Source organism: Mycobacterium sp. NGS64 (genome assembly GCF_059812245.1).
In genome coordinates this window covers 199,247-222,646 of sequence record NZ_JCALCI010000001.1, presented here as the reverse complement: position 1 = coordinate 222,646, position 23,400 = coordinate 199,247, and the positions used below count along the sequence as shown (strand labels likewise).

24 protein-coding genes are annotated in these 23,400 nt (G+C 70.2%); 6 read left to right on the top strand and 18 right to left on the bottom strand.

Annotated features, from left to right (window positions below):
• Positions 1-82 precede the first annotated feature (82 nt).
• Positions 83-484, top strand: a complete 402-nt coding sequence (locus tag AC5Y4S_RS01120) for a styrene oxide isomerase (RefSeq protein WP_500029260.1) — start codon at positions 83-85, stop codon at positions 482-484.
• A 53-nt stretch (positions 485-537) separates the two neighbouring features.
• Here the strand turns inward: AC5Y4S_RS01120 and groL are convergent, their stop codons facing one another.
• The 14 genes from groL to glmS form a co-directional block, all read right to left on the bottom strand.
• On the bottom strand, positions 538-2,160 hold the full coding sequence (groL, locus tag AC5Y4S_RS01115) for a chaperonin GroEL (protein WP_500029259.1): 1,623 nt from the start codon (positions 2,158-2,160) through the stop codon (positions 538-540).
• A 76-nt stretch (positions 2,161-2,236) separates the two neighbouring features.
• The gene (groES, locus tag AC5Y4S_RS01110; protein ID WP_007167930.1) at positions 2,237-2,539 is read right to left on the bottom strand and encodes a co-chaperone GroES; all 303 of its coding nucleotides are present in this window, start codon (positions 2,537-2,539) and stop codon (positions 2,237-2,239) included.
• 251 nt (positions 2,540-2,790) lie between these two features.
• Entirely contained in the window at positions 2,791-3,813 is a 1,023-nt protein-coding gene (tsaD, locus tag AC5Y4S_RS01105; RefSeq protein WP_500029258.1) for a tRNA (adenosine(37)-N6)-threonylcarbamoyltransferase complex transferase subunit TsaD, read from the bottom strand.
• The gene (gene rimI, locus AC5Y4S_RS01100) at positions 3,810-4,277 is read right to left on the bottom strand and encodes a ribosomal protein S18-alanine N-acetyltransferase (protein WP_500029257.1); all 468 of its coding nucleotides are present in this window, start codon (positions 4,275-4,277) and stop codon (positions 3,810-3,812) included. Before rimI ends, tsaD begins: the two co-directional genes overlap by 4 nt.
• Complete coding sequence (gene tsaB / locus AC5Y4S_RS01095; protein WP_500029256.1) at positions 4,274-4,894, bottom strand: tRNA (adenosine(37)-N6)-threonylcarbamoyltransferase complex dimerization subunit type 1 TsaB; 621 nt, start codon at positions 4,892-4,894, stop codon at positions 4,274-4,276. Before tsaB ends, rimI begins: the two co-directional genes overlap by 4 nt.
• Complete coding sequence (gene tsaE / locus AC5Y4S_RS01090; RefSeq protein ID WP_500029255.1) at positions 4,891-5,406, bottom strand: tRNA (adenosine(37)-N6)-threonylcarbamoyltransferase complex ATPase subunit type 1 TsaE; 516 nt, start codon at positions 5,404-5,406, stop codon at positions 4,891-4,893. Before tsaE ends, tsaB begins: the two co-directional genes overlap by 4 nt.
• Complete coding sequence (locus AC5Y4S_RS01085; RefSeq protein ID WP_500029254.1) at positions 5,399-6,451, bottom strand: alpha/beta fold hydrolase; 1,053 nt, start codon at positions 6,449-6,451, stop codon at positions 5,399-5,401. Before AC5Y4S_RS01085 ends, tsaE begins: the two co-directional genes overlap by 8 nt.
• Before the next feature lie 52 nt (positions 6,452-6,503).
• Positions 6,504-7,682: an alanine racemase gene (gene alr, locus AC5Y4S_RS01080; protein WP_500029253.1), complete on the bottom strand. Its 1,179-nt coding sequence runs from the start codon at positions 7,680-7,682 to the stop codon at positions 6,504-6,506.
• A 171-nt stretch (positions 7,683-7,853) separates the two neighbouring features.
• Entirely contained in the window at positions 7,854-9,239 is a 1,386-nt protein-coding gene (gene gad / locus AC5Y4S_RS01075; protein ID WP_500029252.1) for a glutamate decarboxylase, read from the bottom strand.
• Positions 9,240-9,261: 22 nt separating this feature from the next.
• On the bottom strand, positions 9,262-10,677 hold the full coding sequence (locus AC5Y4S_RS01070; RefSeq protein WP_500029251.1) for an NAD(P)H-hydrate dehydratase: 1,416 nt from the start codon (positions 10,675-10,677) through the stop codon (positions 9,262-9,264).
• A gap of 20 nt (positions 10,678-10,697) precedes the next feature.
• The gene (locus tag AC5Y4S_RS01065; RefSeq protein WP_500029250.1) at positions 10,698-12,548 is read right to left on the bottom strand and encodes an alpha/beta hydrolase family protein; all 1,851 of its coding nucleotides are present in this window, start codon (positions 12,546-12,548) and stop codon (positions 10,698-10,700) included.
• A gap of 3 nt (positions 12,549-12,551) precedes the next feature.
• Positions 12,552-13,259, bottom strand: a complete 708-nt coding sequence (locus tag AC5Y4S_RS01060; protein ID WP_500029249.1) for a rhomboid-like protein — start codon at positions 13,257-13,259, stop codon at positions 12,552-12,554.
• Positions 13,260-13,303: 44 nt separating this feature from the next.
• The gene (locus tag AC5Y4S_RS01055) at positions 13,304-14,182 is read right to left on the bottom strand and encodes a DUF4436 domain-containing protein (RefSeq protein ID WP_500029248.1); all 879 of its coding nucleotides are present in this window, start codon (positions 14,180-14,182) and stop codon (positions 13,304-13,306) included.
• Between the two features lie 41 nt (positions 14,183-14,223).
• Entirely contained in the window at positions 14,224-16,101 is a 1,878-nt protein-coding gene (glmS, locus tag AC5Y4S_RS01050; RefSeq protein ID WP_500029247.1) for a glutamine--fructose-6-phosphate transaminase (isomerizing), read from the bottom strand.
• 497 nt (positions 16,102-16,598) lie between these two features.
• Between glmS and AC5Y4S_RS01045 the strand changes: the two genes are divergently transcribed.
• Together AC5Y4S_RS01045 and AC5Y4S_RS01040 are read left to right on the top strand one after the other, a co-directional pair.
• Entirely contained in the window at positions 16,599-16,805 is a 207-nt protein-coding gene (locus AC5Y4S_RS01045; protein WP_500029246.1) for an Rv1535 family protein, read from the top strand.
• Between the two features lie 24 nt (positions 16,806-16,829).
• Positions 16,830-17,669, top strand: a complete 840-nt coding sequence (locus tag AC5Y4S_RS01040) for a dienelactone hydrolase family protein (RefSeq protein WP_500029245.1) — start codon at positions 16,830-16,832, stop codon at positions 17,667-17,669.
• Between the two features lie 12 nt (positions 17,670-17,681).
• On the opposite strand, the gene AC5Y4S_RS01035 is transcribed toward AC5Y4S_RS01040, so the two are convergent.
• On the bottom strand, positions 17,682-18,347 hold the full coding sequence (locus AC5Y4S_RS01035; protein WP_500029244.1) for a class I SAM-dependent methyltransferase: 666 nt from the start codon (positions 18,345-18,347) through the stop codon (positions 17,682-17,684).
• A gap of 95 nt (positions 18,348-18,442) precedes the next feature.
• Between AC5Y4S_RS01035 and AC5Y4S_RS01030 the strand changes: the two genes are divergently transcribed.
• From AC5Y4S_RS01030 to AC5Y4S_RS01020, 3 genes are read left to right on the top strand one after another with little or no spacing between them, the layout of a single operon-like run.
• Entirely contained in the window at positions 18,443-18,871 is a 429-nt protein-coding gene (locus AC5Y4S_RS01030; protein ID WP_500029243.1) for a MarR family winged helix-turn-helix transcriptional regulator, read from the top strand.
• 53 nt (positions 18,872-18,924) lie between these two features.
• The gene (locus AC5Y4S_RS01025; protein WP_500029242.1) at positions 18,925-19,275 is read left to right on the top strand and encodes a nuclear transport factor 2 family protein; all 351 of its coding nucleotides are present in this window, start codon (positions 18,925-18,927) and stop codon (positions 19,273-19,275) included.
• 45 nt (positions 19,276-19,320) lie between these two features.
• Entirely contained in the window at positions 19,321-20,364 is a 1,044-nt protein-coding gene (locus AC5Y4S_RS01020) for an LLM class F420-dependent oxidoreductase (RefSeq protein ID WP_500029241.1), read from the top strand.
• A gap of 4 nt (positions 20,365-20,368) precedes the next feature.
• Here AC5Y4S_RS01020 and AC5Y4S_RS01015 read toward each other — a convergent pair whose 3' ends face one another.
• From AC5Y4S_RS01015 to glmM, 3 genes are read right to left on the bottom strand one after another with little or no spacing between them, the layout of a single operon-like run.
• Entirely contained in the window at positions 20,369-21,664 is a 1,296-nt protein-coding gene (locus tag AC5Y4S_RS01015) for a hypothetical protein (protein WP_500029240.1), read from the bottom strand.
• Between the two features lie 2 nt (positions 21,665-21,666).
• Complete coding sequence (locus AC5Y4S_RS01010) at positions 21,667-21,954, bottom strand: hypothetical protein (RefSeq protein ID WP_500029239.1); 288 nt, start codon at positions 21,952-21,954, stop codon at positions 21,667-21,669.
• 46 nt (positions 21,955-22,000) lie between these two features.
• Entirely contained in the window at positions 22,001-23,338 is a 1,338-nt protein-coding gene (gene glmM / locus AC5Y4S_RS01005) for a phosphoglucosamine mutase (protein ID WP_500029238.1), read from the bottom strand.
• Positions 23,339-23,400: the final 62 nt, after the last annotated feature.

Genomic DNA, 23,400 nt, shown 5'->3' with positions numbered 1-23,400 from the left:
TGACTGAGTCCTCGTGAATTACAGCCACACACATGGCGCTAAGTTCAGGACGCGCGCGGCCGGACGCCCCTAATCTCCTGACATGCAGACGGTGCTGTTCACGCTTGGGTTGGTCCTGTTCCTGGTCGGACTGCTCACCGGATTCGCCGTCTCGGCGCTGAAGAACCCACGCATGGCGCTGTCGAGCCATCTCGAGGGAGTCCTCAACGGCATGTTCCTCGTGCTGATCGGCCTGCTCTGGCCGCACATCCACTTGCCCAACGCTTGGGCAGTTACAGCAGTCGTGCTCATCGTGTATGCCGCCTATGCGAACTGGCTGGCAACTCTGCTTGCAGCGGCATGGGGTGCCGGCCGCAGACTTGCGCCCATCGCGGCGGCCGACCACGAGGCCTCGGGGGCAAAGGAGCGGATCGTCAGCGTCCTGTTGCTGTCTCTCGCGGTGGCGATCATCGTCGGCGTGGGGATCGTCATCTTCGGGCTGTGAAAAACGAAAACACCCCCAGCCCTCAGGCCGGGGGTGCTTCGTAACTGATTGACCTAGTGGTGGTGATGGTGGCCATGCCCATGGCCATCGTCGTCCGCGTCGGCTGGCTTGTCGACGACGGCCGTCTCGGTGGTGAGCACCATCCGGGCGACCGACGCCGCGTTGACGACGGCCGACCGGGTCACCTTGACGGGGTCGATCACGCCGGCGCCGAGCAGGTCGCCGTATTCGAGCGTCTCGGCGTTCAGGCCCTGCCCGACGGGCAGCTCGCTGACCTTGTTGACGACGACGGAGCCGTCCAGCCCGGCGTTGGTGGCGATCCAGTACAGGGGCGCCCCCAGCGCCGCGGAGAACACGTCGACGCCGAGCGCCTCGTCGCCGCTGAGCGTTGCGCGCAGCTCCTGCAACGCCTTTCGGGCGTGGATGAGCGCCGTTCCGCCGCCCGCGACGATGCCCTCCTCGACGGCGGCCTTGGCCGCCGCGACGGCGTCCTCGACGCTTTCCTTGCGCTCCTTGAGCGCCGTCTCGGTGGCGGCACCGACCTTGATGACGGCCACGCCGCCGGCCAGCTTGGCCAGCCGCTCCTGCAGCTTCTCGCGATCCCAGTCGGAGTCGCTCTTCTCGATCTCGGCGCGCAGCTGCTTGACGCGGTTGGCGACCGCGTCCTTGGAGCCGCCACCCTCGACGATGATCGTGTCGTCCTTGCTGACGACCACGCGGCGGGCCGAGCCCAGCACCTCGGCGCCGACCTCGCGCAGCAGCAGGCCGGCGTCGGGGTTGATCACCTGCCCGCCGGTGACCACGGCGAGGTCCTCGAGGAACGCCTTGCGGCGGTCACCGAAGAACGGCGCCTTGACCGCTACGGCCTTCAGCGTCTTGCGGATCGAGTTGACGACCAGCGTCGCCAGGGCCTCGCCCTCGACGTCCTCGGCGACGATCAGCAGCGGCTTGCCCGATTCGGCGACCTTCTCCAGCATCGGCAGCAGGTCGGGCAGCGAGCTGATCTTCTCCTGGTGCAGCAGGATCAGCGGGTCGTCGAGCACGGCCTCCTGCGAGTCGAAGTCGGTGACGAAATACGCCGACAGGAAGCCCTTGTCGAAGCCGACGCCCTCGGTGAACTCCAGCTCGGTGTTCAGGGTCGAGGACTCCTCGACGCTGACGACGCCGTCGGCGCCGACCTTGGTCATCGCCTCGCCCACCAGCTCACCGACCTGCGGGTCGCGCGACGACACCGTCGCCACCTGGGCGATCCCCTCCTTGCCGGAGACCGGGGTGGCCTCGGCCAGCAGCGCCTCGGACACCGCGTCGCCGGCCTTGCCGATCCCGACGCCCAGCGCGATCGGGTTGGCGCCGGCGGCGACCATGCGCAGCCCGTCCTTGACCAGCGCCTGCGCCAGCACGGTCGCGGTGGTGGTGCCGTCGCCCGCGACGTCGTTGGTCTTGGTGGCCACCGCCTTCACCAGCTGGGCGCCCAGGTTCTCGAACGGGTCCTCGAGGTCGATCTCGCGCGCGACGGTGACGCCGTCGTTCGTGACCGCGGGTCCGCCGAAGGCCTTGGCCAGCACCACGTGCCGGCCGCGCGGCCCCAGCGTCACCCGGACGGCGTCGGCGAGCTTGTTCACGCCGGCCTCCATGGCGCGGCGCGCGGTTTCGTCGTACTCAATAACTTTGCTCATCAGGCTCCTTCACAACGCATGCCGCCCCGGAAATCACCCGCGGGTGTGCGGGGATCGCCGGGGCGGAACACGGTCCTTACTTGGATACGACAGCCAGCACGTCGCGCGCGGACAGGATCAGGTACTCCTCACCGTTGTACTTGATCTCGGTGCCGCCGTACTTGCTGTAGATGACGGTGTCACCCTCCGAGACGTCCAGCGGGATCCGCTTCTCGCCGTCCTCGTCCCACCGGCCCGGGCCGACTGCGACGACGGTGCCTTCCTGCGGCTTCTCCTTGGCGGTGTCAGGAATGACCAGACCGGACGCGGTCGTGGTCTCGGCCTCGTTGGCCTGCACGAGAATCTTGTCCTCGAGTGGCTTGATGTTCACCTTCGCCACGATTGGAGCCCTCCACTAGTTAGATCGGGCCGGAGCCTTCGCCCCGGACATGTGTTAGATCCGGGTCCGGGGCGTTCGCCCCGGCCGGATTATCAGTTGACCCAGCATCCATCCGTGCCCTCGCGCCGTCGTCGCGGGTGCCGACACAGGGGCTTGGCCGATTGCCACCTAGCACTCTATACATGCGAGTGCTAGCACTCAAGGGCGCCATGGTGCTTCTCGCTTCCCGGCGTGTCCGCGCTGAGCGAACGTCAGCCCACCTGGGCTTTTACCACCGGCAGGCCGGGGTCGCTGGGGACGTCCAGCGGCGACGGCGCCGCGCCCGCCGCCACCAGGTGCGCGGCGAAGGCGGCGATCATCGCCCCGTTGTCGGTGCACAGCCGGGGCCGGGGGATGCGCAGCGTGAGGCCGGCGGCCGCGCAGCGCTCGGTGGCCAGCTCGCGCAATCGCGAGTTCGCGGCCACTCCCCCGGCGATCAGCAGCGTCGAGACGCCGAGCTCGCTCGCGGCGCGCACCGCCTTTCCGGTGAGCACGTCGGCGACGGCTTCTTGGAACCCGGCGGCGACGTCAGCGGTGGCCGCGTCGGGGTGGCTTTCCACGTAGCGCGCGACGGCGGTCTTGAGCCCGGAGAAGCTGAACGCGTACGGGTCGTCGCGGGGACCGGTCATGCCGCGCGGGAACGGGATGGCGTCGGGATCGCCGGTGCGGGCCAGGTCGTCGAGCACCTTGCCGCCCGGGTAGCCCAGCCCCAGTAGCCGCGCCACCTTGTCGTAGGCCTCGCCGGTGGCGTCGTCGACCGTGCTGCCCAGTTCGGCGATCGGCTCGCCGAGGGAGCGCACGTGCAGCAGGTGCGTGTGCCCGCCCGACACCAGCAGAGCCACGCATTCGGGCAGCCGTCCGTGTTCGTAGACGTCGGCGGCCAGGTGCCCGCCCAGGTGGTTCACGGCGTAGAACGGCACGTCCCAGGCGGCCGAATACGCCTTGGCCGCAGCCACTCCCACCAAGAGGGCGCCGGCCAGCCCGGGCCCGATGGTGGCGGCGACGACGTCTGGCTTGTCGAGCCCCGCGGCCTTGAGCGCGCGGCGCATGGCCGGGCCGAGCGCCTCCAGGTGCGCGCGCGAGGCGATCTCGGGGACGACGCCGCCGAAGCGGACGTGTTCGTCGACGCTGGACGCCACCTCGTCGGCGAGCAGGGTCACGGTGCCGTCCTCGTCGAGGCGCGCGATCCCGACTCCCGTTTCGTCGCAGGAGGTTTCGATGGCCAGGATGATCATTGCCCCTCCCGCCGCATGGTGTACGCGTCGGCGCCGCTGACCCGGTAGTAGCGCTTGCGCAGGCCGATCTGCGCGAATCCCGCGCTGCGGTAGAGCCCGATGGCCGCCTCGTTGTCGGTGCGGACCTCCAGGTAGACGACGCCGCCGCCGGCGAAATCGAGCAGGTCGTCGAGCAGCCGGCGGCCGATGCCCCGGCCTTGGTAAGCCGGATCCACCCCGATGGTGTGCACCTCGTACTCGAACGGCGGGACGCGGCCCAACCTCGAGATGCCGGCGTAGCCGACCAGGATGTCGCCGACCCGGGCGGCCGCGTAGTGGTTGTGCTTGGCGGCGAGCTCGCGGTTGAACGCCACCGCGGGCCAGGGGTCGTCGCCGGGGAACAGCAAGGCCTCCAGCTCGGCGCAGCGCTCGGCGTCGGCGGGTGTCAACGCGCCGATGGTCACGGGCTCGCTGCACGCGGTCATCGGGGTGCCGCCAGGGGCTTGGCGTCGGGGCGGCGCAGGTACAGCGCGACGAGCGGCGCCGGGTCGGTCGTCCAATCCGGCACGACCGCGACCAGGCCGGCCGGCGTCGGGTGGGCCGGCCCGCAGACCGGCAGGCCGAACAGGGCGGCGTGCTCGGGCGAGCCGGCGACCGCAGCGGCGGTGCCGGGGTCGACGTCGGCTGGGGCATCGACTCGGGGTCGGCCGGTCCGAATTCCGTCGCGGTACCGGGCCCAGTAGACCTCGCGGCGGCGGGCGTCGGTGACCACCAGCACGTCGCCGGTGGTGCGCACCCCGATGGCGTCGAGGCTGCACACCCCGCGCACCGGGATGCCCAGCGCGTGCCCGTACGCGGCGGCGGTGGCCATCCCGGCCCGCAGGCCGGTGAACGGGCCGGGTCCGCAGCCCACCACGACGGCGTCGAGGTCGCCCATGGTCAGCCCGGCGTCGGCGAGGGCGGCCAGCGCGTTGGGGGTCAGCCGCTCGGCGTGCGCGCGGGCGTCGTGCGTGACCCGCTCGGCCAGGACCGTCAGGTCCTCGAGCCGTACGACGCCCGCCGTCACGGCCGGGGTGGCGGTGTCGAGCGCGAGCACGTTCACGAGCGCCCCCACTCCCACGTCGCGATCCGCACATCGGAGTGGCTGACCCGCTCCAGCCGGACGTCGAGGTGCCGCTCCGAAAGCCGTTCGGCCAGGCCCTCGCCCCACTCGACCACGACGACCGCGTCGTCGAGATCGGTGTCGAGGTCCAGCGAGTCCAGCTCGCCCAGCAGGTCGGCGCCCCCGTGATCCAGCAGCCGGTACATGTCGACGTGAATCATTGCGGGAGCGCCCGGCCGTCGCGGCGGGTGCACCCGCGCCAGCACGTACGACGGCGATGTCACCGGGCCGTCGACGTCCATCGCCGCGGCAATCCCCTTGGCCAGCACCGTCTTTCCCGCACCGAGCGGACCGGAGAGCACCACCACGTCGCCCGCCCGCAGCTGCCGGCCCAGCCGCGAGCCCAGCGCGACGGTGTCCTCGACGCGCTCGCAGGTGGCCGTGCCCCCGTCAACCCGCGGCGATCGCAAGCGCGGCGAAGCCGGGCGCGGCGAGTCGACGCGATCAGCCATTGCGCCGCAACCTTTCCCGCAGTCGCCGGTACCGCAGCGCCATCTCGCCCGGCACGGCCCGGTCGACGAGCCGGACCAGCCCGTCGTTGATGGCCTCGGGCTTGTCCAGCAGCGCCAGGTGGCTGGCCCCGGTGACGATGACCAGCTCGGAGCGCGGCAGGGAGGCCGCCATCTTCCGCGAGTATTCGTCCGGGGTGAGCAGGTCATGGTCGCCGCACGCGATCAGGGTCGGCACCTTGAGCAACGTCCACAGCCCCGCGGTCTCGTCTTGTTTTTCCAGGGCATCCAGAAAGCCGACCATGGTGTCGATCGGCGTGCCGTTCATCATCCGCTGGGAGAACGAGTCCAGGCTGCGGCTGACCTGCAGGTCGCTGTAAGACGCGGCCCGCAGGATCGGGCCGATCAGCGACCGCGACACGTTGCGGCCGCGGTGCATCAGCTTCGGCGCGGACCGCGCCGTGAACCGAAATGCGTCCAGCGCAGGGTTTTTCAGGATCTCGCCCAAAGGCGATCGCGTCACGCCCTCGGCCGCGGAAGAGATGATCGCGGCGCCGACGATCCGCTTGCCGTACTGGCCGGGGAACTGGCGCGCGTGCGACAACACCGTCATGCCACCCATCGAGTGGCCGACCAGCACCACCACCCCGTGGGGGGCCACGGCCCTCAGCACGGTGTCGAGGTCCTCGCCCAGTTGGGTGAGGTTGTAGGTTTCGGGCGCGCCGGCGCCGGATCTCCCGTGGCCGCGCTGGTCGTAGAACACCATCCGGACGGGCGGGGCCAATCGATTCGGCAGCCGGGTGCGCTGGAAATGGAAGGCGCCCATGCGCAGGCAGAATCCGTGGACGAAGACCATGGTCACCGGTGCGTCGGGCGGGCCGGCCTCGCGGACCGCCAGCGGGACCCCGTCGGGCGTGGTCACCACGTAGGCGCGGTCGTTGTCGATCGTCTCGAAATCCTCGTCGGCGTAAGGGTCTTCGAGCAGCGTCGCGCGCTGGGTCATCGAGCGGCGGGCGGAGGCCCCGACGATGGTGGCGACGGCGGTCACCCCGGCCCCTCCCGCAAGCCAGGCTCTGCCCCTGTGGCGCCTGCGGGTTTTGTCAGGGCTCAACGGTTTCGGCCTCGCGATAGGTCCTGGTGATCCGCCCCCGCGGGCTGGTGACCACCTCGTAGTGGATGGTGCCGAGCAGGTCTGCCCACTCTTGTGCGGTGGGCTCGCCCCGGGTTCCCGGCCCGAACAGGATCGCCTCGTCACCCTCGGCCACGTCGAGCGGCCCGGGACCGAGGTCGACGACGAACTGGTCCATGCAGATGCGTCCGGCCCCGGGGCGTCGCCTGCCGTTGATCAGCACCTCCAGGCGCCCACCCAGCGAGCGGAACACGCCGTCGGCGTACCCGATCGGCATCAGCGCCAGGTTGGTGTCGCGTTGCGCGGTCCAGGTGTGCCCGTAGGACACGCTGTCACCGGCGCGAATCGATTTGACCAGTGCGACAGCGCATTTCACCGTCATCGCCGGGACCAACCCCATGTCACCGAGCTGGGGCACCGGGCTCAGGCCGTACACCGCGATGCCGGGACGCACGAGGTCGAAGGCCAGGTCGGGGCGCGACATCGTGGCCGACGAATTGGCGAGGTGCGCAACCTCGAACCGCAGGCCCTCGGCGCGCGCCTGCGCGAGCATGTCGGAAAACCGTTGGGCCTGAACGTCGTTGATCGGGTTCTCGGGCTGGTCGGCGAACACCATGTGCGACATCAGCCCGCGCAGCCGGATGGCGTCCTCGGCGACGGCCTGGCGCAGCGCGGTCAGCATGGCCGGGTAGTTCGCCGGGGCGACGCCGTTGCGGTTCAGCCCGGTGTCGACCTTGACGGTCACCGTCGCCGTTCGTCCCGTGCGGCGCACCGCGTCGGTCACCTCGTCGAGCTGACGCACCGAGGACACGGCGATCTCCACGTCGGCCAGCAGCGCGGGGCCGAAGTCGATGCCGGGCGGGTGCAGCCACGCCAGCACCGGCGCGGTGATCCCGTCGGCGCGCAGCGCCAGCGCCTCGTCGACGGTGGCGACCCCCAGCTCGGCCGCCCCGGCCGCCAGCGCCGCGCGGGCGACCCGAGTCGCGCCGTGGCCGTAGCCGTCGGCCTTGACCACGGCCATCACCCGTGCGCCACCGGCGTGCTCACGCAGCACCCGCACGTTGTGCGCGATGGCGCCCAGGTCCACCACGGCCTCGGCGAGGACCCCGGGCGTCAGGGAGATCGGCGTAACGGCGGCGGGGCCTTTCATGGCCCCCATTGTCCCAGAACCCTTCGAGGGGAAGCGCGCCTCGCCCTCGGCCGTACCGGAGTCACCCGTTCCGGGCGGCCCGCGATGTGCCCGGTTGTCGCTCGGAGGCGGGCACAAGAGACATCCGTCCCACGCCGTGGCCGATGTGACGGATGTGACAAGCAGAGGGGCTCAGTGCGCGAAGTGCTGGGCGTCGTAGTGCCCGGCGGGCTTGACCTTGTCCAGCGACGCCAGCGCGTTGCGGGCGTCGTCGTGCAGCGCGCGGGCCAGGTCGGCGGAGAGCCCTTCGCGCACCACGATGCGCAGCACCGAGATGTGGGTGGCGTTGTCCGGCATGGTGTAGGCGGGCACCTGCCAGCCGTAGCCGCGCAGCTCGTGGGAGACGTCGAACTCGGTGTAGCCGCGGTCCCTGGCGAGCCGGAAGCTGACCACCGGGATCGCCGAGCCGTCGGAGATCAGCTCGCAGTGGTCCGTGTCGCGCAGCTGGTCGCCCAGCCAGCGCGCCGTCGACGACAGGCTCTGCATGACCTTGGTGTATCCCTCGCGGCCCAGCCGCAGGAAGTTGTAGTACTGGCCGACCACCTGGTTTCCGGGGCGCGAGAAGTTCAGCGTGAAGGTCGGCATGTCGCCGCCCAGGTAGTTGACCCGGAACACGAGTTCGTCGGGGAGGTGCTCGGCGCTGCGCCACACGACGAACCCGATGCCGGGATAGGTCAGCCCGTACTTGTGGCCGCTGACGTTGATCGACACCACCCTGGGCAGCCGGAAATCCCATTCCAGGCCCGGGTGCAGGAACGGCACCACGAAGCCCCCGCTGGCGGCGTCGACGTGAACCGGGACGTCCACGCCCCCGCCGGCCGCCAGCTTGTCCAGCGCCGCGCAGATCTGGGCGATGGGTTCCAGCTCGCCGGTGTAGGTGGTGCCCAGGATGGCCACCACGCCGATGGTGTCCTCGTCGACGGCGTCGACGACCTGATCGGGGGTGATGACGTAGCGCCCTTCCTCCATCGGCAGGTAGCGCGGCTCGACGTCGAAGTAGCGGCAGAACTTCTCCCACACCACCTGGACGTTGGAGCCCATCACCAGATTGGGCGTGCGCTTCTCCCAGCCTTTCCCCACCTTCTGGCGCCAGCGCCACTTCAGCGCCAGCCCGCCCAGCATCACCGCCTCGCTGGAGCCGATCGTCGACACCCCGATCGCGCTGGACGGGTCGTCGTCCTTGAGGCCCTCGGCGTGGAACAGGTCGGCCACCATGCACACGCAGCGCTGCTCGATGGCCGCGGTGGCCGGGTATTCGTCCTTGTCGATCATGTTCTTGTCGAACGTCTCGGCCATCAGCTTGCCGGCCTCGGGATCCATCCAGGTGGTGACGAACGTCGCCAGGTTCAGCCGGGAGCTGCCGTCGAGCATCAGCTCGTCGTGGATGAACCGGTAGGCGGCGTCGGGGTCCATCGACTCCTCGGGCAACCGCAGCGCGGGCACCGGCGCGGTGAACATTCGGGTGGTGTAGGCGGGGGCGATCGAGTGCGCCGGCACGGACGGATGGCTGCGGGACACGGCGGGTCCTTTCTGGTTGGTGCTACAGGTCGGCCAGTGCGGCCCGGATGTGCGGGACGATTCGCGACGCCGACGTCGGCGCCTCGCCCGGGCCCGGGTCGGCGGCCGAGAGCGCGGCCGCGCGCGCGTGCACGAACGCCGCGGCCGCGGCCGCCTCGGCCGCCGGCAAACCGGACGCCAGCAGCGCGCCGATCATCCCCGAGAGCACGTCCCCGGAACCGGCCGTCGCCGCCCAGGACTGCCCGGCCGGATTGAGATAGACCGGTCCGCCGGGGTCGGCGATGATCGTTACGTTGCCCTTGAGCAGCACGGTGGCGCCGAACGTGTCGGCCAGCTTGCGGCACGCGGCCACCCGGTCGTCGCCGGGCGGATTGCCCGCCAGCCGGGCGAATTCACCCGCGTGCGGGGTCAGCACCGTGGGCGCGGCGCGGCTCATGACGAGCTCGGGGTGGGCGGCGAGGATGGTCAGCGCGTCGGCGTCGACGATCACCGGAAGGTCGCTCTCCAGCGCGAACCACAGCGCCGCGGCCCCGGTTTCGTCGGTGCCCAAGCCGGGCCCGACCACCCAGGCCTGCACCCGCCCGGCCGCGGCCGGGGTGGGCGACGCGATCACCTCGGGCCACTGCGCCAGCACCTGCGTGTGCGCGCTGCCCGCGTAGCGGACCATGCCGGAGGTGGCGGCCACGGCGGCGCCGGTGCACAGGACGGCGGCGCCGGGGTAGGTCGACGAGCCGGCCATCACGCCCGTCACCCCCTGGGTGTACTTGTCGTCGTGCGGTCCGGGCACCGGCCAGCGCGCCGCGACGTCGGCGGCCTCGAAACCCAGCACATCGGTCTCGGGCAGGTCGAGGCCGATGTCGATCAGCTTGACCCGCCCGCAGTCGGCCAGCGCGTGCACGGGTTTGAGCCCGCCGAAGGTGACGGTCGCCGCGGCGTGCACCGCGGGCCCGGCGATCGCGCCGGTGGCCACGTCGATGCCGCTGGGGATGTCGACGGCGACCACCGGGATTCCCGCGGCGGCCGCGAACACCTCGGCCGCCGCCGGTCGCAGCGGGCCGGAGCCGGAGATGCCCACGACGCCGTCGATCACGAGATCGGTTGCGGGCGAAACCCTTTCGACCACGCGGCCGCCGGCCTTGCGGAACGCCGCGAGCCCCTTGCGGTGGGTACGCTCCGGGTTGAGCAGCACCGCGTCGGCGGCCGCGCCGCGGCGGCGCACGAAGGTCGCCGCCCACAGCGCGTCGCCGCCGTTGTCGCCCGAGCCGACCACCGCGCACACCCGCCGGCCGGCGACGCCGCCCGCGCGGGCGGTCAGCTCGGCGACGATCGCGGTGGCCAGCCCGAAGGCCGCGCGGCGCATCAGCGCGCCGTCGGGAAGGCTGGCCAGCAGCGGCGCTTCGGCGTCGCGGATGGCGTCTACGGAGTAGTAGTGCCGCATCAACGCAAGCATTCCATGCCCTAGGCGCGCCGGGCGAACGCCTCCGTCAGCCATGCGGTCATCGCCTCGGCCAGCGCCGCGTGGTTCTCGCGCTTGACGATCTCGTGGCCGTCGTCGGCGAACAACAGGTAGCGCACCTGCCGGCCCGCGCGCCGCAACGCGTCGACGATCTGTTCCGATTCGCTGACCGGGACGTTGGTGTCGTGCGCGCCGTGTACCACCAGCAGCGGCGCGGTCAGGGCGTCGACCCGGCGCAGCGGCGAAAGCCGCTCCAGCAGCTCGCGGTCGTTGACCGGGTGGCCGTATTCCGGGTAGGCGGCCTCGGCGATCCACGGCTCGGTGTTGCGGTAGAACGTGGTCAGATCGCTCATGCCGCAGATGGTGACGCCGGCCGCGAACAGGTCCGGATGAAACGTCAGGGCCGCCATCGTCAGGTAGCCCCCGTAGGACCAGCCCGCGCAGGCGATCCGCGCCGGGTCGGCCAGCCCGTTGTCCACCAGGAAGCGCACACAGTCGGCGACGTCGTCGATGGCCGCAAACCGCTTCCCCTTGTTGTCGGCGTGCACGAAGCTGCGGCCCAGCCCGCCGGAACCGCGCACGTTCGGCGTCAGCACGCTGATCCCGGCGTCCAGCAGCTCGGGGAAGATCTCGCTGTAGTCGGGCCGGGCCTGGCCCTCCGGGCCGCCGTGCAGGTAAACCAAAGCGCTTGAGCAGTTTTCGCTCGCCCGGTACAGCCAGGACGGCAGCTGCAGGCCGTCGCGGGCGGTGATCGTCTCGAGCGACGGCCGGGCGGCCAAGCCCGAGGCGGTCGGCCCGCGACTGGGTTCGGCGTCGATGAGTTGCCATGCCCGCGTGCGGGTGTCGACCAGCTCGACGGTTCGCGGCATCGCCGGGCCCTGCACCGTCATCGCCACCATCGAGCCGCCGGCGCTGATGGTCAGCTCGCCCGCGACGTCGCCCGGCAGCGGGATCGGTTCGGCCAGCGAGTAGTCGGTGTAGTGCAGGATCTGTAACTCGCTGCGGCCGTGCAGGTTCCACAGCATCGCGACGGTGGACATGTCGTCGCTGACGACGAACTCGTCCAGATCGCAGTCGGGCCGCTCGGCGACCACGAAGTAGCTGACTCCGTCCAGGGTGGCGATGACCTCCACCAGCCGGGCGTGCTCGCAGCCGTTGTCGCTGATGAGCAAGGCCCGGAAGTACCCGGCGCCGCCCGCGCCCGGGCGGTACAGCCTGGTCAGCTCGCCGGTCGGGCCGTAGCGCAGGCGGCGCGGATGGTGGTCGTCGAGGATGACGCCCTTGGCCGTCACCGAGCCGGGATCCGAAGGCAACAGCGCGATTTCGGTGTCCCCGTGCAGCATGACCATTTCCTGGTAGCCGCGTGGCCCTACCCGGATCAGCGCCGCCCCGGCCCACGCGTCGACGAGCCGGGCGCCGGAACGGCGGTCCAGCACAACGCAAGTGCCGTCGGCCGGATCGATCAGGCAGGACTGCCCGACCCCGTCCTCGCCGGTCAGGATCGCCGCCACCCGGGTGCCGTCCCACCCGATCAGCTCGGCGGTGCCGGCCTCCTCGCGATCGATGCGCCAGGCCATCCGGTCGTCGGGATCGGTGGTGACGACCCAGATCTGCCGGCGGGTGAAGCCCTCCGGGGCCACCTCGCAGGCCAGCCAGTGACCGTCCGCGGAATGGATCACCCGTGAAACCGGGCCCTCGACGGGAAGCTCGACGTTGCGCGACGAACTGGCCCGACGGCCGCGCAGGAAGCGCTGCACCGCATGGGGATAGCCGCCGTCGTCGACGAGGTGGGCGAACGCGGTGGCGTCGGGGGACAGCGACGCGCCGTAGAGCGCGCGTACCTGCCTCCCCATCGCCTACCCCTCGCGCGTTCCGATTCGCCGGAAAGCCGCCCTGATTTTCGCGGGATTCAGCGCCGGGCGCTTGCGCTCGCGCGCCATCGGATAGAAGCAGAGCCCGATCAGGATCGCGGCGAAATGACCGATCGCGGTGAAGTTCACCCCGTGGCGGGTCATCGTCAGCAACGGGAAACCGAAGATGACCAGCAGCACGCCGAGATAGCCCCAGCGCCAGGGTCGCGCGATGTGATAGGTCAGCACCGCCATCACGCCGACCAGAAAATAGCTGACCCCGATGTCGCGGGCGTGCACCAGCCGTTCCGGCGCCTCGTGCTCCTCGATCGCGAAGTACAGGATGCCCTCGCTGATATAGGTAGCCAGGATGTGGGAGGTCAATCCTATTGTGAGCCAACGCAACTGGCCCAGCCAGTGCTCGGCCGGCGCGAGGAACAGGGAGAACAGCAGCAGGTATGGTTCCAAATTCTTGCCGTCGATCCACAGCAGGCTGGAGAACAGCACGTCGAGCGGGTCGGTGCCGAGCGCGTGAATGTTGGTGGAGCGGTGCAACAGCACAGAGTGCAGTTGCCGGCCGGGCAACTCGTTCTGGATGATCGTCGTGATCGCCAGCACCACCAGCCAGGTGTAGGTCAGCGGCGCGGTGATGACGAAACGCCACACCGCGAGCCAGATGCGCCGCAGCCGTGTCCCGACCGATGCGTTCGCCACGTGGTCCACTTTGGCACGCCGGGCGTGGCGCGGTGAAACTTCGGCTAAGACGGCTCCGGGCGCAGGTGGCGCCACCAGCAGTAGATGTAGAGCAGCATCGCGTTCACCAACGCGACGATCACCCACAGCGTGACGGTCACGTCGATCCATGACCCGATGGGCGGCGAGTCGGGCAGGGCGTTGCGCAGCGGCATCACCGCAAAGAGCATCGCGGCATACCACGTCGTCATCGGCGGCTGAAACTTGCGCCGGTCGAGCGCCGTCTGCAGGGCGACGAACAGGCCTATCCCGGCGAGCGCGATCAGCATGGCGACGATGACGGCGGCGAAGGCCACCGTGCTCGGCGACCGGTGCAACTCGACCCGGTAGGGCGCGGGCAGATCCGCTTTGCCGCTGACGGGTATGTCGACACGCCAACCCGGAAGGCGGTCGACGAACGTCACCGACGCCCGTTGCGGCACTTGGGAGGCGCCGTGCAGAAGGTCAACCGTGATCGGCCCCGAGTGGTAGTGGTCGAACGGGTAATCCGACGGGTCCCCGGTGATGGTCAGCGGGACGGGAATCACGCCCGGCACCATGCCCTTCGACCAGGTGCGCCGGGTGGGCGACACCGCCGAGTGGACCGCGACGGTGAGGTCGTCCTTGAGGCCGCCCGTCAGCGGATCCAGCAGCTCGGGCCCGGGCGACACGGTGACGTTGCCGGTCAGGCCGCCCTTCACCGACTGAAGCTCTTGCAGATCGATTGTCACCGTAGTGCCGTCGGGCGTCGGCCGGCCGTCGGTGACCTGGCGGGGGCAGCCGCACCCGGACTTGGAGTAGAGCCCCACCGTGATGGCATAGGTCGCAACGAAGAGGACCACCAGGCCGATGATCAAGACCCTTCCGAAGCGTCTCCCACGCGGCGACGGACCATCAGCCGACAAGTGCCTCCCCTTCGCTCGGATGAATTGTCCGCGCGGAGAGACTATTCGACGGTGACGGACTTGGCCAAGTTTCGCGGCTTGTCGACATCGTAGCCGCGGGCCTGCGCGACCGACGCGGCGAACACCTGCAGCGGAATGGTCGACAACAGCGGCTGCAGAAGCGTTGACACCGAGGGGATCTCGATCAGGTGATCGGCGTAGGGGCGCACGGTGTCGTCGCCCTCCTCGGAGATGACGATGGTCACCGCCCCGCGGGTCTGGATCTCGCGGATGTTGGACAGCAGCTTGGAATGCAGCGTGGCCTGCCCCTTGGGCGAGGGCATCACGACGATCACCGGCAGGCCGTCCTCGATCAGCGCGATCGGGCCGTGCTTGAGCTCGCCGGCGGCGAACCCCTCGGCGTGCATGTAGGCCAGTTCCTTCAGCTTCAGCGCGCCCTCCAGCGCCACCGGGTAGCCGACGTGCCGGCCCAAGAACAGCACGGTCGACGATTGCGCGAACTGATGCGCCAGCGCGGCGACCGGCTCGATGGTCGCGAGCACCCGGGCCACCAGGTCGGGCATCGCCTCCAGCTCGCGGTACTCGCGCTCGACCTCGTCGGGGTACTTGGTGCCGCGGGCCTGCGCCAGCGCCAGGCCGACCAGGTAGTTGGCGGCGATCTGCGCCAGGAAGGTCTTCGTCGAGGCCACGCCGATCTCCGGGCCGGCGCGGGTGTAGAGCACCGCGTCGCACTCGCGCGGGATCTGTGACCCGTTGGTGTTGCAGATCGCCAGCACCTTGGCCTTCTGGTCCTTGGCGTGCCGGACCGCCTCCAAGGTGTCGGCGGTTTCCCCGGACTGCGAGATGGCGACGACCAGGGTGCTGCGGTCCAGCACCGGGTCGCGGTAGCGGAATTCGCTGGCCAGCTCGACCTCGACCGGCAGCCGGGTCCAGTGCTCGATCGCGTACTTGGCCAGCAGCCCCGAGTGGTACGCGGTGCCGCAGGCGACCACGAAGACCTTGTCGATCTCGCGCAGCTCCTGATCGGAGAGCCGCTGCTCGTCGAGGACGATCCGGCCGTCGACGAAGTGCCCGAGCAGCGTGTCGGCGACCGCGGTGGGCTGCTCGGCGATCTCCTTGAGCATGAAGTAGGGGTAGCCGCCCTTTTCGGCCGCGGCCAGGTCCCAGTCGATATGAAAGACACGGGCACTCGCAGCGTCGTCGTTGCCGTGGAAGTCGGTGATGCGGTAGCCGTCCGCGGTGATCACGACCGCCTGGTCCTGTCCGAGTTCGACGGCGTTGCGGGTGTGTTCGATGAAGGCCGCCACGTCGGAGCCGACGAACATCTCGCCGTCGCCGATCCCAAGCACCAGCGGGGTGGAGCGGCGGGCGGCGACGATGGTGCCCGGCTCGTCGGCGTTGGCGAACACCAGGGTGAAGTGGCCCTCGAGCCGGCGCAGCACCGCCAGCACCGAGGCCGGGAAATCACCAGCGGTCGCTCCGTGTCGGTAGGCCTGCGCCACCAGGTGCACCGCGACCTCGGTGTCGGTGTCGCTGGCGAACTCGACCCCGGCCGCCTCCAGCTCGTGGCGCAGGGCCGGGAAGTTCTCGATGATGCCGTTGTGGACGACGGCGATCTTGCCCGCGGCGTCGCGGTGCGGGTGCGCGTTGCGGTCGGTGGGCCGGCCGTGGGTGGCCCAGCGGGTGTGGCCCAGGCCGGTGGTACCGGCCAGCGATTCCGGCGCCGTCGTGGCCGTTTCCTCGATGGCCGCCGCCAGGTTGGCCAGCCGGCCGGCACGTCGCCGCACGGTGAGTTTGCCGTGGCCGTCGACCAGGGCGACTCCCGACGAGTCGTAGCCGCGGTACTCCATCCGGCGCAGCGCGTCCATGACGACCTCGCAGGCCGGGCGCTGCCCGACGTAGCCGACGATCCCGCACATTCTGACTAGGGTACGGCAGGCATCCCCGCAAGCCGCTTTTACGCGGCTGACCTGGGGCTAACCCGGGCACTCCGCCGTCAGGGCGGCGCCGCGGACCGGAATCCCACGCCAGGCCCCGACCCCCCGACGTCACCGGGGGTTCATTTGAATTCATGCCTTATTCATAAACCCGAAGCTCATTTCACCTGATGTATTACCGACGTTTTCGGGCGCGTCATTGCCGCAGCGAACTGTGCATTTAAGCTTCGCGACATCGGCTAGTACTGGCAACCACCGGGGAGTAGTGCGAACAGCGAAATCTATGGCATCGGGCCAGCGGAAAGGGACGGCACTGACACTCGCCAGATCACGAATGACGACTGTACAGCTAACCCGTAGGCGCGTCATTTTCCGCAATCCGTGAACGCAAAAGCAAATTGAATATCGGGCGAGTGCCGCATTCAGATAAAGACAACTCTTGAATCTTTCGCCCGCGTAACAGCTTCCAGGAGGGAATCATGACCGCTGTTCTGTACGACGACGTGGCGACCAGCCCGCCCGCGACCCGAGCGGCCGTCAAGCCGTCGCCGAAGCGGCCCCGCCGGTCGCCGATCGGCGCCGGGGGCGACCCCTTGGCGGACGCCGCCGCGCATTTGCTGAGCATCCCGCTGCGCCAGCTCTACGCGGTGCTGTGGCGGGTCGGCTTGATCGAGGTTATCGCCTAAGACGCCATGCGCTAACGTCGACGCGTGGCCCGCACCCGCAAGCTCGTCGCAGCCCTCAGCCGCCGTGGCCCGCACCGTGTTTTGCGCGGCGACCTGGCCTTCGCCGGTTTGCCAGGGGTGGTCTACACGCCCGAAGCCGGCCTCAACCTACCCGGCATCGCGTTCGGCCATGATTGGCTCGCCGGCGCGGCCCGCTATTCGGGCCTGCTGGAGCACCTCGCCTCCTGGGGCATCGTCGCCGGCGCCCCCGACACCCAGCGCGGGCTGGCGCCCTCCGTGCTGAATTTCGCCTTCGATCTCGCGACCGCCCTCGACATCGTGACGGGCGTGCGCCTGGGGCCCGGCAACATCAGCGTGCATCCCGCCAAGCTCGGCGTGGTGGGCCACGGCTTCGGCGGCTCGGCCGCCGTGTTCGCCGCGGCCGGGATGCCCGACAAGCCCGCAGCCGTCGCGGCGCTCTTCCCGGCGGTCACCAGTCCCCCGGCCGAGCAGCCCGCCGCGGCGCTGAAGGTCCCCGGCCTGATCCTGACCGCGCCGGGCGACCCGAAGTCGTTGAACTCCAACGCCCTGGCGCTGGACACCGCGTGGGACGCGGCCACGCTGCGCGTCGTCGCCAAGGCCGAGCCCGGGGGGCTGGTCGAGGGTCGGCGACTGACGAAGGTGGTTGGGCTGCCGGGCCCGCACCGACGCACCCAGCGCTCGGTCCGGGCGCTGCTGACCGGATACCTGCTCTACGCGTTGGGCGGTGACAAGAAGTATCGCGACTTCGCCGATGCGGACGTGAAGCTGCCGCGGACGGTATCGGTGGATCCCGAGGCCGAGCCGGTCGCCCTCGAAGAGAAGGTCGTCGCGCTGCTGAAGTAGCGAGCGGTCACTTCACTTTCGGAGCCACAGTTCGACGCCGACCCCCTCCGTCCGAATCTCCTTCTCCCGGAAGGGAATATCCGCGAGCAGCTGCTCGAACTGCGCTCGCGAGTAGGCTCGCTTCAGCAGCATGAACCGAAACGTCGCGATGGTCACCCAGCGGTCGACCATCCCGAGTCCCATGGCGCGGAAATAGTTTCTGATTTCCGACATCGGCACGTCCTTGTGCAAGTCGACCACCAGCGCCGTGCCGCCGGGCCGCAGCACGCGATGCATCTCCTCGAGCGCCTCGTGCGGTTGGGTGAAATTCTTGAACGCCGCAGTGCACGCCACGAGATCGAAGCTGTTGTCCGCGAAGGGCATCGCGGAGGCGTCGCCCCGGCGGAAGTCGGCCTCGACACCCGCCGCGGCGGCGTTGTCGCGTGCCAGCTCCACCATCGTCCGGCTGATGTCGAGGCCGGTCACCCGACGCGTTCCATCCTTTGCCAATTCGATCGCGAGATAGCCCGGTCCCGGCGCCACCTCCAGCACCTCGCCGCCCTGCGGCACCACCTCGCGCAGGCGCGCTGCCAGCGCGCGGAAGCGCTCGATGTCCTTGCGGGTGCTCTTGGCATACCAGCGGGCGATCACGCCCTCCATGCCGATCCCCCGATACGCTTTCGTCGTCGGTGCCGTCATGTCCAGAGTCTCCTCGATGGGAAAGTATCTTACTCGATAAGATACTTATTTTTTAAAACGAGTTGAGGTCGATGTCAAACCCTAAGAACGCCCAGTTGCGCGAGACGCTGGTCCGTACCATCCGGCAGTTCATCGCGGGGAGCATTCTCTACAACCAGCAAGTCGCCGACCGGGTGGGCCTGCGCCTCACCGACATGCAATGCATCAATGTGCTCGACCTGATGGGGCCGTCGACACCGGGCGAATTGGCCCGCTGCACCGGGCTGACCACCGGCGGCGTCACGGTGATGCTCGACCGACTGGAGAATGCCGGCTATGTGAAGCGGGAGCCAAACCCCCGCGACCGCCGCAGCGTGCTGGTGCGCTTGAATCCCGCGAAACTGAAGAAGGTGAACGCCTTCTACGAGGAGATCAACGAGCGCATGGCCGGCCTGCTCGATGACACGCCAGAATCCGAACTCCGCTCGGTCATCGACCTGTTCTCGAAAATGAACGCTTGGCGGACACAACAACCCCCGTCCTGAAGTCGTCGCGCCGCTGACGTGATTGCGGCCCGGCGAGCGGGTAGTCGCTGACCATGCAGTCCGTGGATGAGCTTTACGACCGCTGGATCACCGAACTCTGGGCCGGCCGGCCGATCGCGGCCGAGATCGTCACCGAGGACTTCGTGGGTCATTGGCCCGACCGCGACGTCCACGGACCCGACGAACTTCAGCGGACGGTTGCGCAGACGCGAAGCATGGTGGCGGACTTGAACTTTGCGGTACAACTCGGCCCGCTCTGCGACGGCGACCTGGTCGCGGCCCGCTGGATCGGCCAGGGCCGCGCTGCGGACGGCCCGGTCTCGTTCACGGGCAACGACATCCTCCGCCTCAGCGCCGACCGTCAACGTTTCGCGGAGTACTGGACAGGGACCTCGGCGGGCTGAGATGCCGGCGACGGCGCGCCGCGCCGCCCGTGGTAAGAGTCGTTGATGCGAATCGGGATCGCTCTGGATTACTCGGGCGGCTTTCACGAGGCCGTCGACCGCGTCGTCGAACTCGAAAGGGCCGGCATCGAGGTGGCGGTGGTGGCCGAGGCGTATGCCTTCGACGCCGTCAGCCAGCTCGGGTATCTGGCCGCCAAGACCGACACCGTCGAGCTGGCGTCGGGGGTGTTGCCCATCTACATCCGCACGCCGTCGCTGCTGGCGATGACCGCCGCGGGCCTGGACTTCGTGTCCGACGGGCGGTTTCGCCTCGGCATCGGCACCTCGGGACCGCAGGTGATGGAGGGGTTCCACGGCGTCGAGTTCGACGCGCCGCTGGGCCGCACCCGCGAGATCGTGGAGATCTGCCGCCAGGTGTGGCGCCGCGAGCGGGTGCAATACGCCGGCAAGCACTACCAGATCCCGTTGCCCGCGGACCGCGGAACCGGACTAGGCAAGGCCCTTCAGCTCATCAATCATCCTGTGCGCGAACGAATTCCAATTTCGATCGCGGCGCTGGGCCCGAAGAACGTCGAGCTCACCGCCGAGATCGCCGAGGGCTGGCAGCCCGTCTTCTACCTCCCGGACAAGGCCCATCTGGTGTGGGGCGAGGCGCTGGCCGCCGGCGCAGCCAAGCGCGACCCGGCGCTGGGGCCGCTCGACGTGATGGTGCACGCGTCGCTGGCCATCGGCGACGACGTCGAAGACCGGCTGGCCTGGAGCAAGCCGCAGCTCGCCCTTTACCTCGGCGGGATGGGCGCCAAGGGCCGCAACTTCTACCACAACCTGGCCACGCGCTACGGCTTCGGCGAGGTCGCGGACCGGATCCAGGAGCTGTACCTGTCGGGGCGCAAGCGCGAGGCCACCGCGTTGGTGCCCGACGAGTTGGTGCGCGGGATGTCGCTCGTCGGCCCCCGCGGATACGTCGCCGAACGCCTGGCCGCCTTCGCCGAGTCCGGTGTGACGACGCTGCTGGTCAATCCGCTGGGGGCCGACCCCGACGAATCGATGGGATTCGTCGGGGACGTACTGCGGATGCGCCCCGCCTGAGCCGTCACGGTCCGGCCTGCGGAAGCTGGTCCGCGGCAATCTCGCACGGCGTCGACGCCTCGACCGCCGGCGGCGCCGGCGCTGGCTCCAGCGGCGCCGCGACTGGTGCCGGCGCGTCGACTGGTGCCGGCGCATCGACCGGTGCCGGCGCGTCGACCGGTGCCGGCGCGTCGCCGGCCGGTGCCGCGGGCTCATCGACCGGCTGCGCGTCCTGGACCGGCTGCGTCTCCTCCGAATCACGTTCCTCGGCAACGTCTTTCGGGTCGCGGAACGGATCCCCTCCGTCGTCGAACACGTCGTCGATGGCCGCCTCGTCGTCTGGCGGGCCCAGCAGCGAACCCATGGCGTCGACGATCCGATTGGCCAGCGCGCCGAGCCCGCCGAGCCCGCCTAGCCCGCCCGGGCCGCCGCCCGCCTCACCCGCGGGCAAAGCCGACGCCGCCCCCATGTCGGGCAACGCCGGTGGGGCGGTCGACAACGCCGGCGCCGCAACCGGATCCGCGGGCGGGGCGGGAAGCGGGGTTGGCGCGACCGCCCCGCCCGACGAGCCCGCCGCGGCCGGCGGGGGCACGGCCGGCGGCGTCGGCGGGTGGGACTGCTGAGCGGGCCCGAGGTCGCCGGGCACCTCGAAGCACGCCGCGGGCGCGGCGGCCATCCGGTCGATCACCATGGCGTAGGACGTGTCCACCCCCTCGGCCGTCGAACGCATCGTGGTCAGCCAGTCGTCGCGGATCTCGTTGTCCACGTACCGGGTTATCTCCTGACGGACCACCTCCTCGGCGCCGGCCCGGTCCCCCGCCCCGGTCGTGACCGCGGCGGCCGCGGCCAACCACGCCGGCCGCTGCGCCCGCGTGCCCTCGTCGATGGCGATGGCCGTCGCGACCTTGGAATCGACCAGGTACCAAAGGTTGTCGCGCAGCGACTCGCACCGCTGGGCCGCCGCGCGGACCTCGGTGGCCACCGCGCTCGCGGCATCACAATGGCGCTCCAGGAACCGAATCGCGGAGTCCCCGCCCGACCCCAGCCACGCCCCGGCCAGCTCGGCAAGCTGCGCCCGTTGCAGCCCGAGCGCCTCCATGACCGCCGCGGCCGCGGCCCGCAATTCCGCGCAGTCGCTGTCGAGCGCGCGGAGGTCCAGGCCGTCTTCGCCGTCGTACCACTCGCGGATCTGGGCGGGATGCGCTGTCAGGCCGGGATGTTGATACCCGAGCGCGTGGCAGGCCCGCACGTAAGCCTCGGTGTGCTCGACGGCGGAGCGGCCCTCGGCAAGGCGCCCCGCGACGTCCAACCGGTCGGCCACGATCAGGCGATCCGCGCCGCGGCGTACAACTCGGCGTCGGCGTAGTTCTCGGCACCGGCCCGCAAGGCCGCGGCCGTCTCTGCCGCCGCGCGCGACCACCGCGCCACCTCGGCCGTCAGTCGCTCCAGCTGCACCCGCAGGGCGTCGCCGCGCGCGGTGTGCGCCCGGCCGGCGACCGCACCGCCGAAAGTCAACCGCGCCAAGTGATCTGCCACCGCGCGGTCGAGGAGATCGGTGGCCGCGTCCATCCTGTCGGCGACGTTGAGCACTGCCGAGCTATCGAATCTCATGCCTAATCCGACGCCTGATGGCGCGCCGGGGTTCCCCGCTGAGGGATCAGCGCGCGCCGCTCACCGCTTCGGCTACCCGGCTGGCGATCCGCTGCGCCACATCCTCTTCGGGTGCCTCCACCATGACCCGGATCATCGGCTCGGTTCCCGAGGGGCGCAACAGGATTCGGCCGGTGTCACCCAGTTCGGCCTCGGCCTGCTCCAGCGCGGTCTGCACCGAGGGCGCCGCGGCGGCGGTGGCCTTGTCGGTCACCTTGACGTTGATCAGCACCTGCGGGAGCGCCCGCATCGCCGAGGCCAGGTCGGCCAGCGAGGCGCCGGTCTGCACCATGCGGTTCATCAATCGCAGTCCCGTAACGATGCCGTCGCCGGTGGAGCCCACCGCGGGCATCACGATGTGCCCGGACTGCTCGCCGCCCAGGCTGTAGTCGCCGGACCGCAGCTCTTCCAGCACATAGCGGTCGCCGACGCCGGTCGTGCGCACGGCGATGCCCGCCGACCGCATAGCGAGGTGCAGCCCGAGGTTGCTCATCACGGTGGTCACCAGCGTCTCGGAGGCCAGCTCGCCCGCGTCCCGCATCGCCAGCGCGAGCACGACCATGATGTGGTCGCCGTCGACCAGTTCGCCGGTGGCGTCGACGGCCAGGCACCGGTCGGCATCCCCGTCGTGGGCCAGGCCCAGGTCGGCGCGGTGCTCGACAACCGCCGCCTTCACCGCGTCCAGGTGCGTCGAACCGCAGCCGTCGTTGATGTTGAGCCCGTTGGGGTCGGCGTTGATGGCGATCACCCGCGCCCCGGCCGCGCGGTAGGCGCGCGGCGCCACCGACGACGCCGCGCCGTGGGCGCAGTCGACCACCACGGTCAGGCCGTCCAGGCGCAGCGTGCTCGCCTTGGACAGGTGGCGCAAGTAGCGGTCGGCCGCATCCTCGGCGTCGACGACCCGGCCGATCCCGGCGCCGACGGGGCGCAGCCCCGGTCCCGCCGCAACCAGCTCCTCGATCTGGTCTTCGGTGGCGTCGTCCAGCTTGTGACCGCCGGGACCGAAGATCTTGATGCCGTTGTCGGGCATCGGGTTGTGCGACGCGGAGATCATCACCCCGAAGTCGGCGTCGTAGGCGCCGGTCAGGTAGGCCACCGCGGGGGTGGGAAGCACCCCGACCCGCAGCGCGTCGACGCCCTCGCTGGTCAGCCCGGCGATCACCGCGGCCTCCAGCATCTCGCCGCTGGCCCGCGGATCGCGCCCGATGACGGCCACCCGCCGGCCCGGTCCGGCCGAACTCGCCAGGCGCCGGGCCGCCGCGGCGCCCAGGGCCAACGCCAGCTCGGCGGTCAACTCGCGATTGGCGACCCCGCGAACACCGTCGGTGCCGAATAGTCGACCCATGCGGTAAAACCTCTCACAGTTGACGCTCAGACACCTAACGTGCCCGTTCTTTTCTGACCGAA

What these genes read in the sequence shown, in the direction of transcription:
- glmM (WP_500029238.1), bottom strand. Translation starts at nt 23,338, where the DNA reads ATGGGTCGACTATTCGGCACCGACGGTGTTCGCGGGGTCGCCAATCGC.
- tsaE (WP_500029255.1), bottom strand. Translation starts at nt 5,406, where the DNA reads ATGGCTGATCGCGTCGACTCGCCGCGCCCGGCTTCGCCGCGCTTGCGA.
- AC5Y4S_RS01020 (WP_500029241.1), top strand. Translation starts at nt 19,321, where the DNA reads ATGCGAATCGGGATCGCTCTGGATTACTCGGGCGGCTTTCACGAGGCC.
- AC5Y4S_RS01010 (WP_500029239.1), bottom strand. Translation starts at nt 21,954, where the DNA reads ATGAGATTCGATAGCTCGGCAGTGCTCAACGTCGCCGACAGGATGGAC.
- AC5Y4S_RS01045 (WP_500029246.1), top strand. Translation starts at nt 16,599, where the DNA reads ATGACCGCTGTTCTGTACGACGACGTGGCGACCAGCCCGCCCGCGACC.
- AC5Y4S_RS01120 (WP_500029260.1), top strand. Translation starts at nt 83, where the DNA reads ATGCAGACGGTGCTGTTCACGCTTGGGTTGGTCCTGTTCCTGGTCGGA.
- rimI (WP_500029257.1), bottom strand. Translation starts at nt 4,277, where the DNA reads ATGACCGCGTGCAGCGAGCCCGTGACCATCGGCGCGTTGACACCCGCC.
- AC5Y4S_RS01035 (WP_500029244.1), bottom strand. Translation starts at nt 18,347, where the DNA reads ATGACGGCACCGACGACGAAAGCGTATCGGGGGATCGGCATGGAGGGC.
- tsaD (WP_500029258.1), bottom strand. Translation starts at nt 3,813, where the DNA reads ATGATCATCCTGGCCATCGAAACCTCCTGCGACGAAACGGGAGTCGGG.
- alr (WP_500029253.1), bottom strand. Translation starts at nt 7,682, where the DNA reads ATGAAAGGCCCCGCCGCCGTTACGCCGATCTCCCTGACGCCCGGGGTC.
- AC5Y4S_RS01070 (WP_500029251.1), bottom strand. Translation starts at nt 10,677, where the DNA reads ATGCGGCACTACTACTCCGTAGACGCCATCCGCGACGCCGAAGCGCCG.
- glmS (WP_500029247.1), bottom strand. Translation starts at nt 16,101, where the DNA reads ATGTGCGGGATCGTCGGCTACGTCGGGCAGCGCCCGGCCTGCGAGGTC.
- groL (WP_500029259.1), bottom strand. Translation starts at nt 2,160, where the DNA reads ATGAGCAAAGTTATTGAGTACGACGAAACCGCGCGCCGCGCCATGGAG.
- AC5Y4S_RS01025 (WP_500029242.1), top strand. Translation starts at nt 18,925, where the DNA reads ATGCAGTCCGTGGATGAGCTTTACGACCGCTGGATCACCGAACTCTGG.
- AC5Y4S_RS01065 (WP_500029250.1), bottom strand. Translation starts at nt 12,548, where the DNA reads ATGGGGAGGCAGGTACGCGCGCTCTACGGCGCGTCGCTGTCCCCCGAC.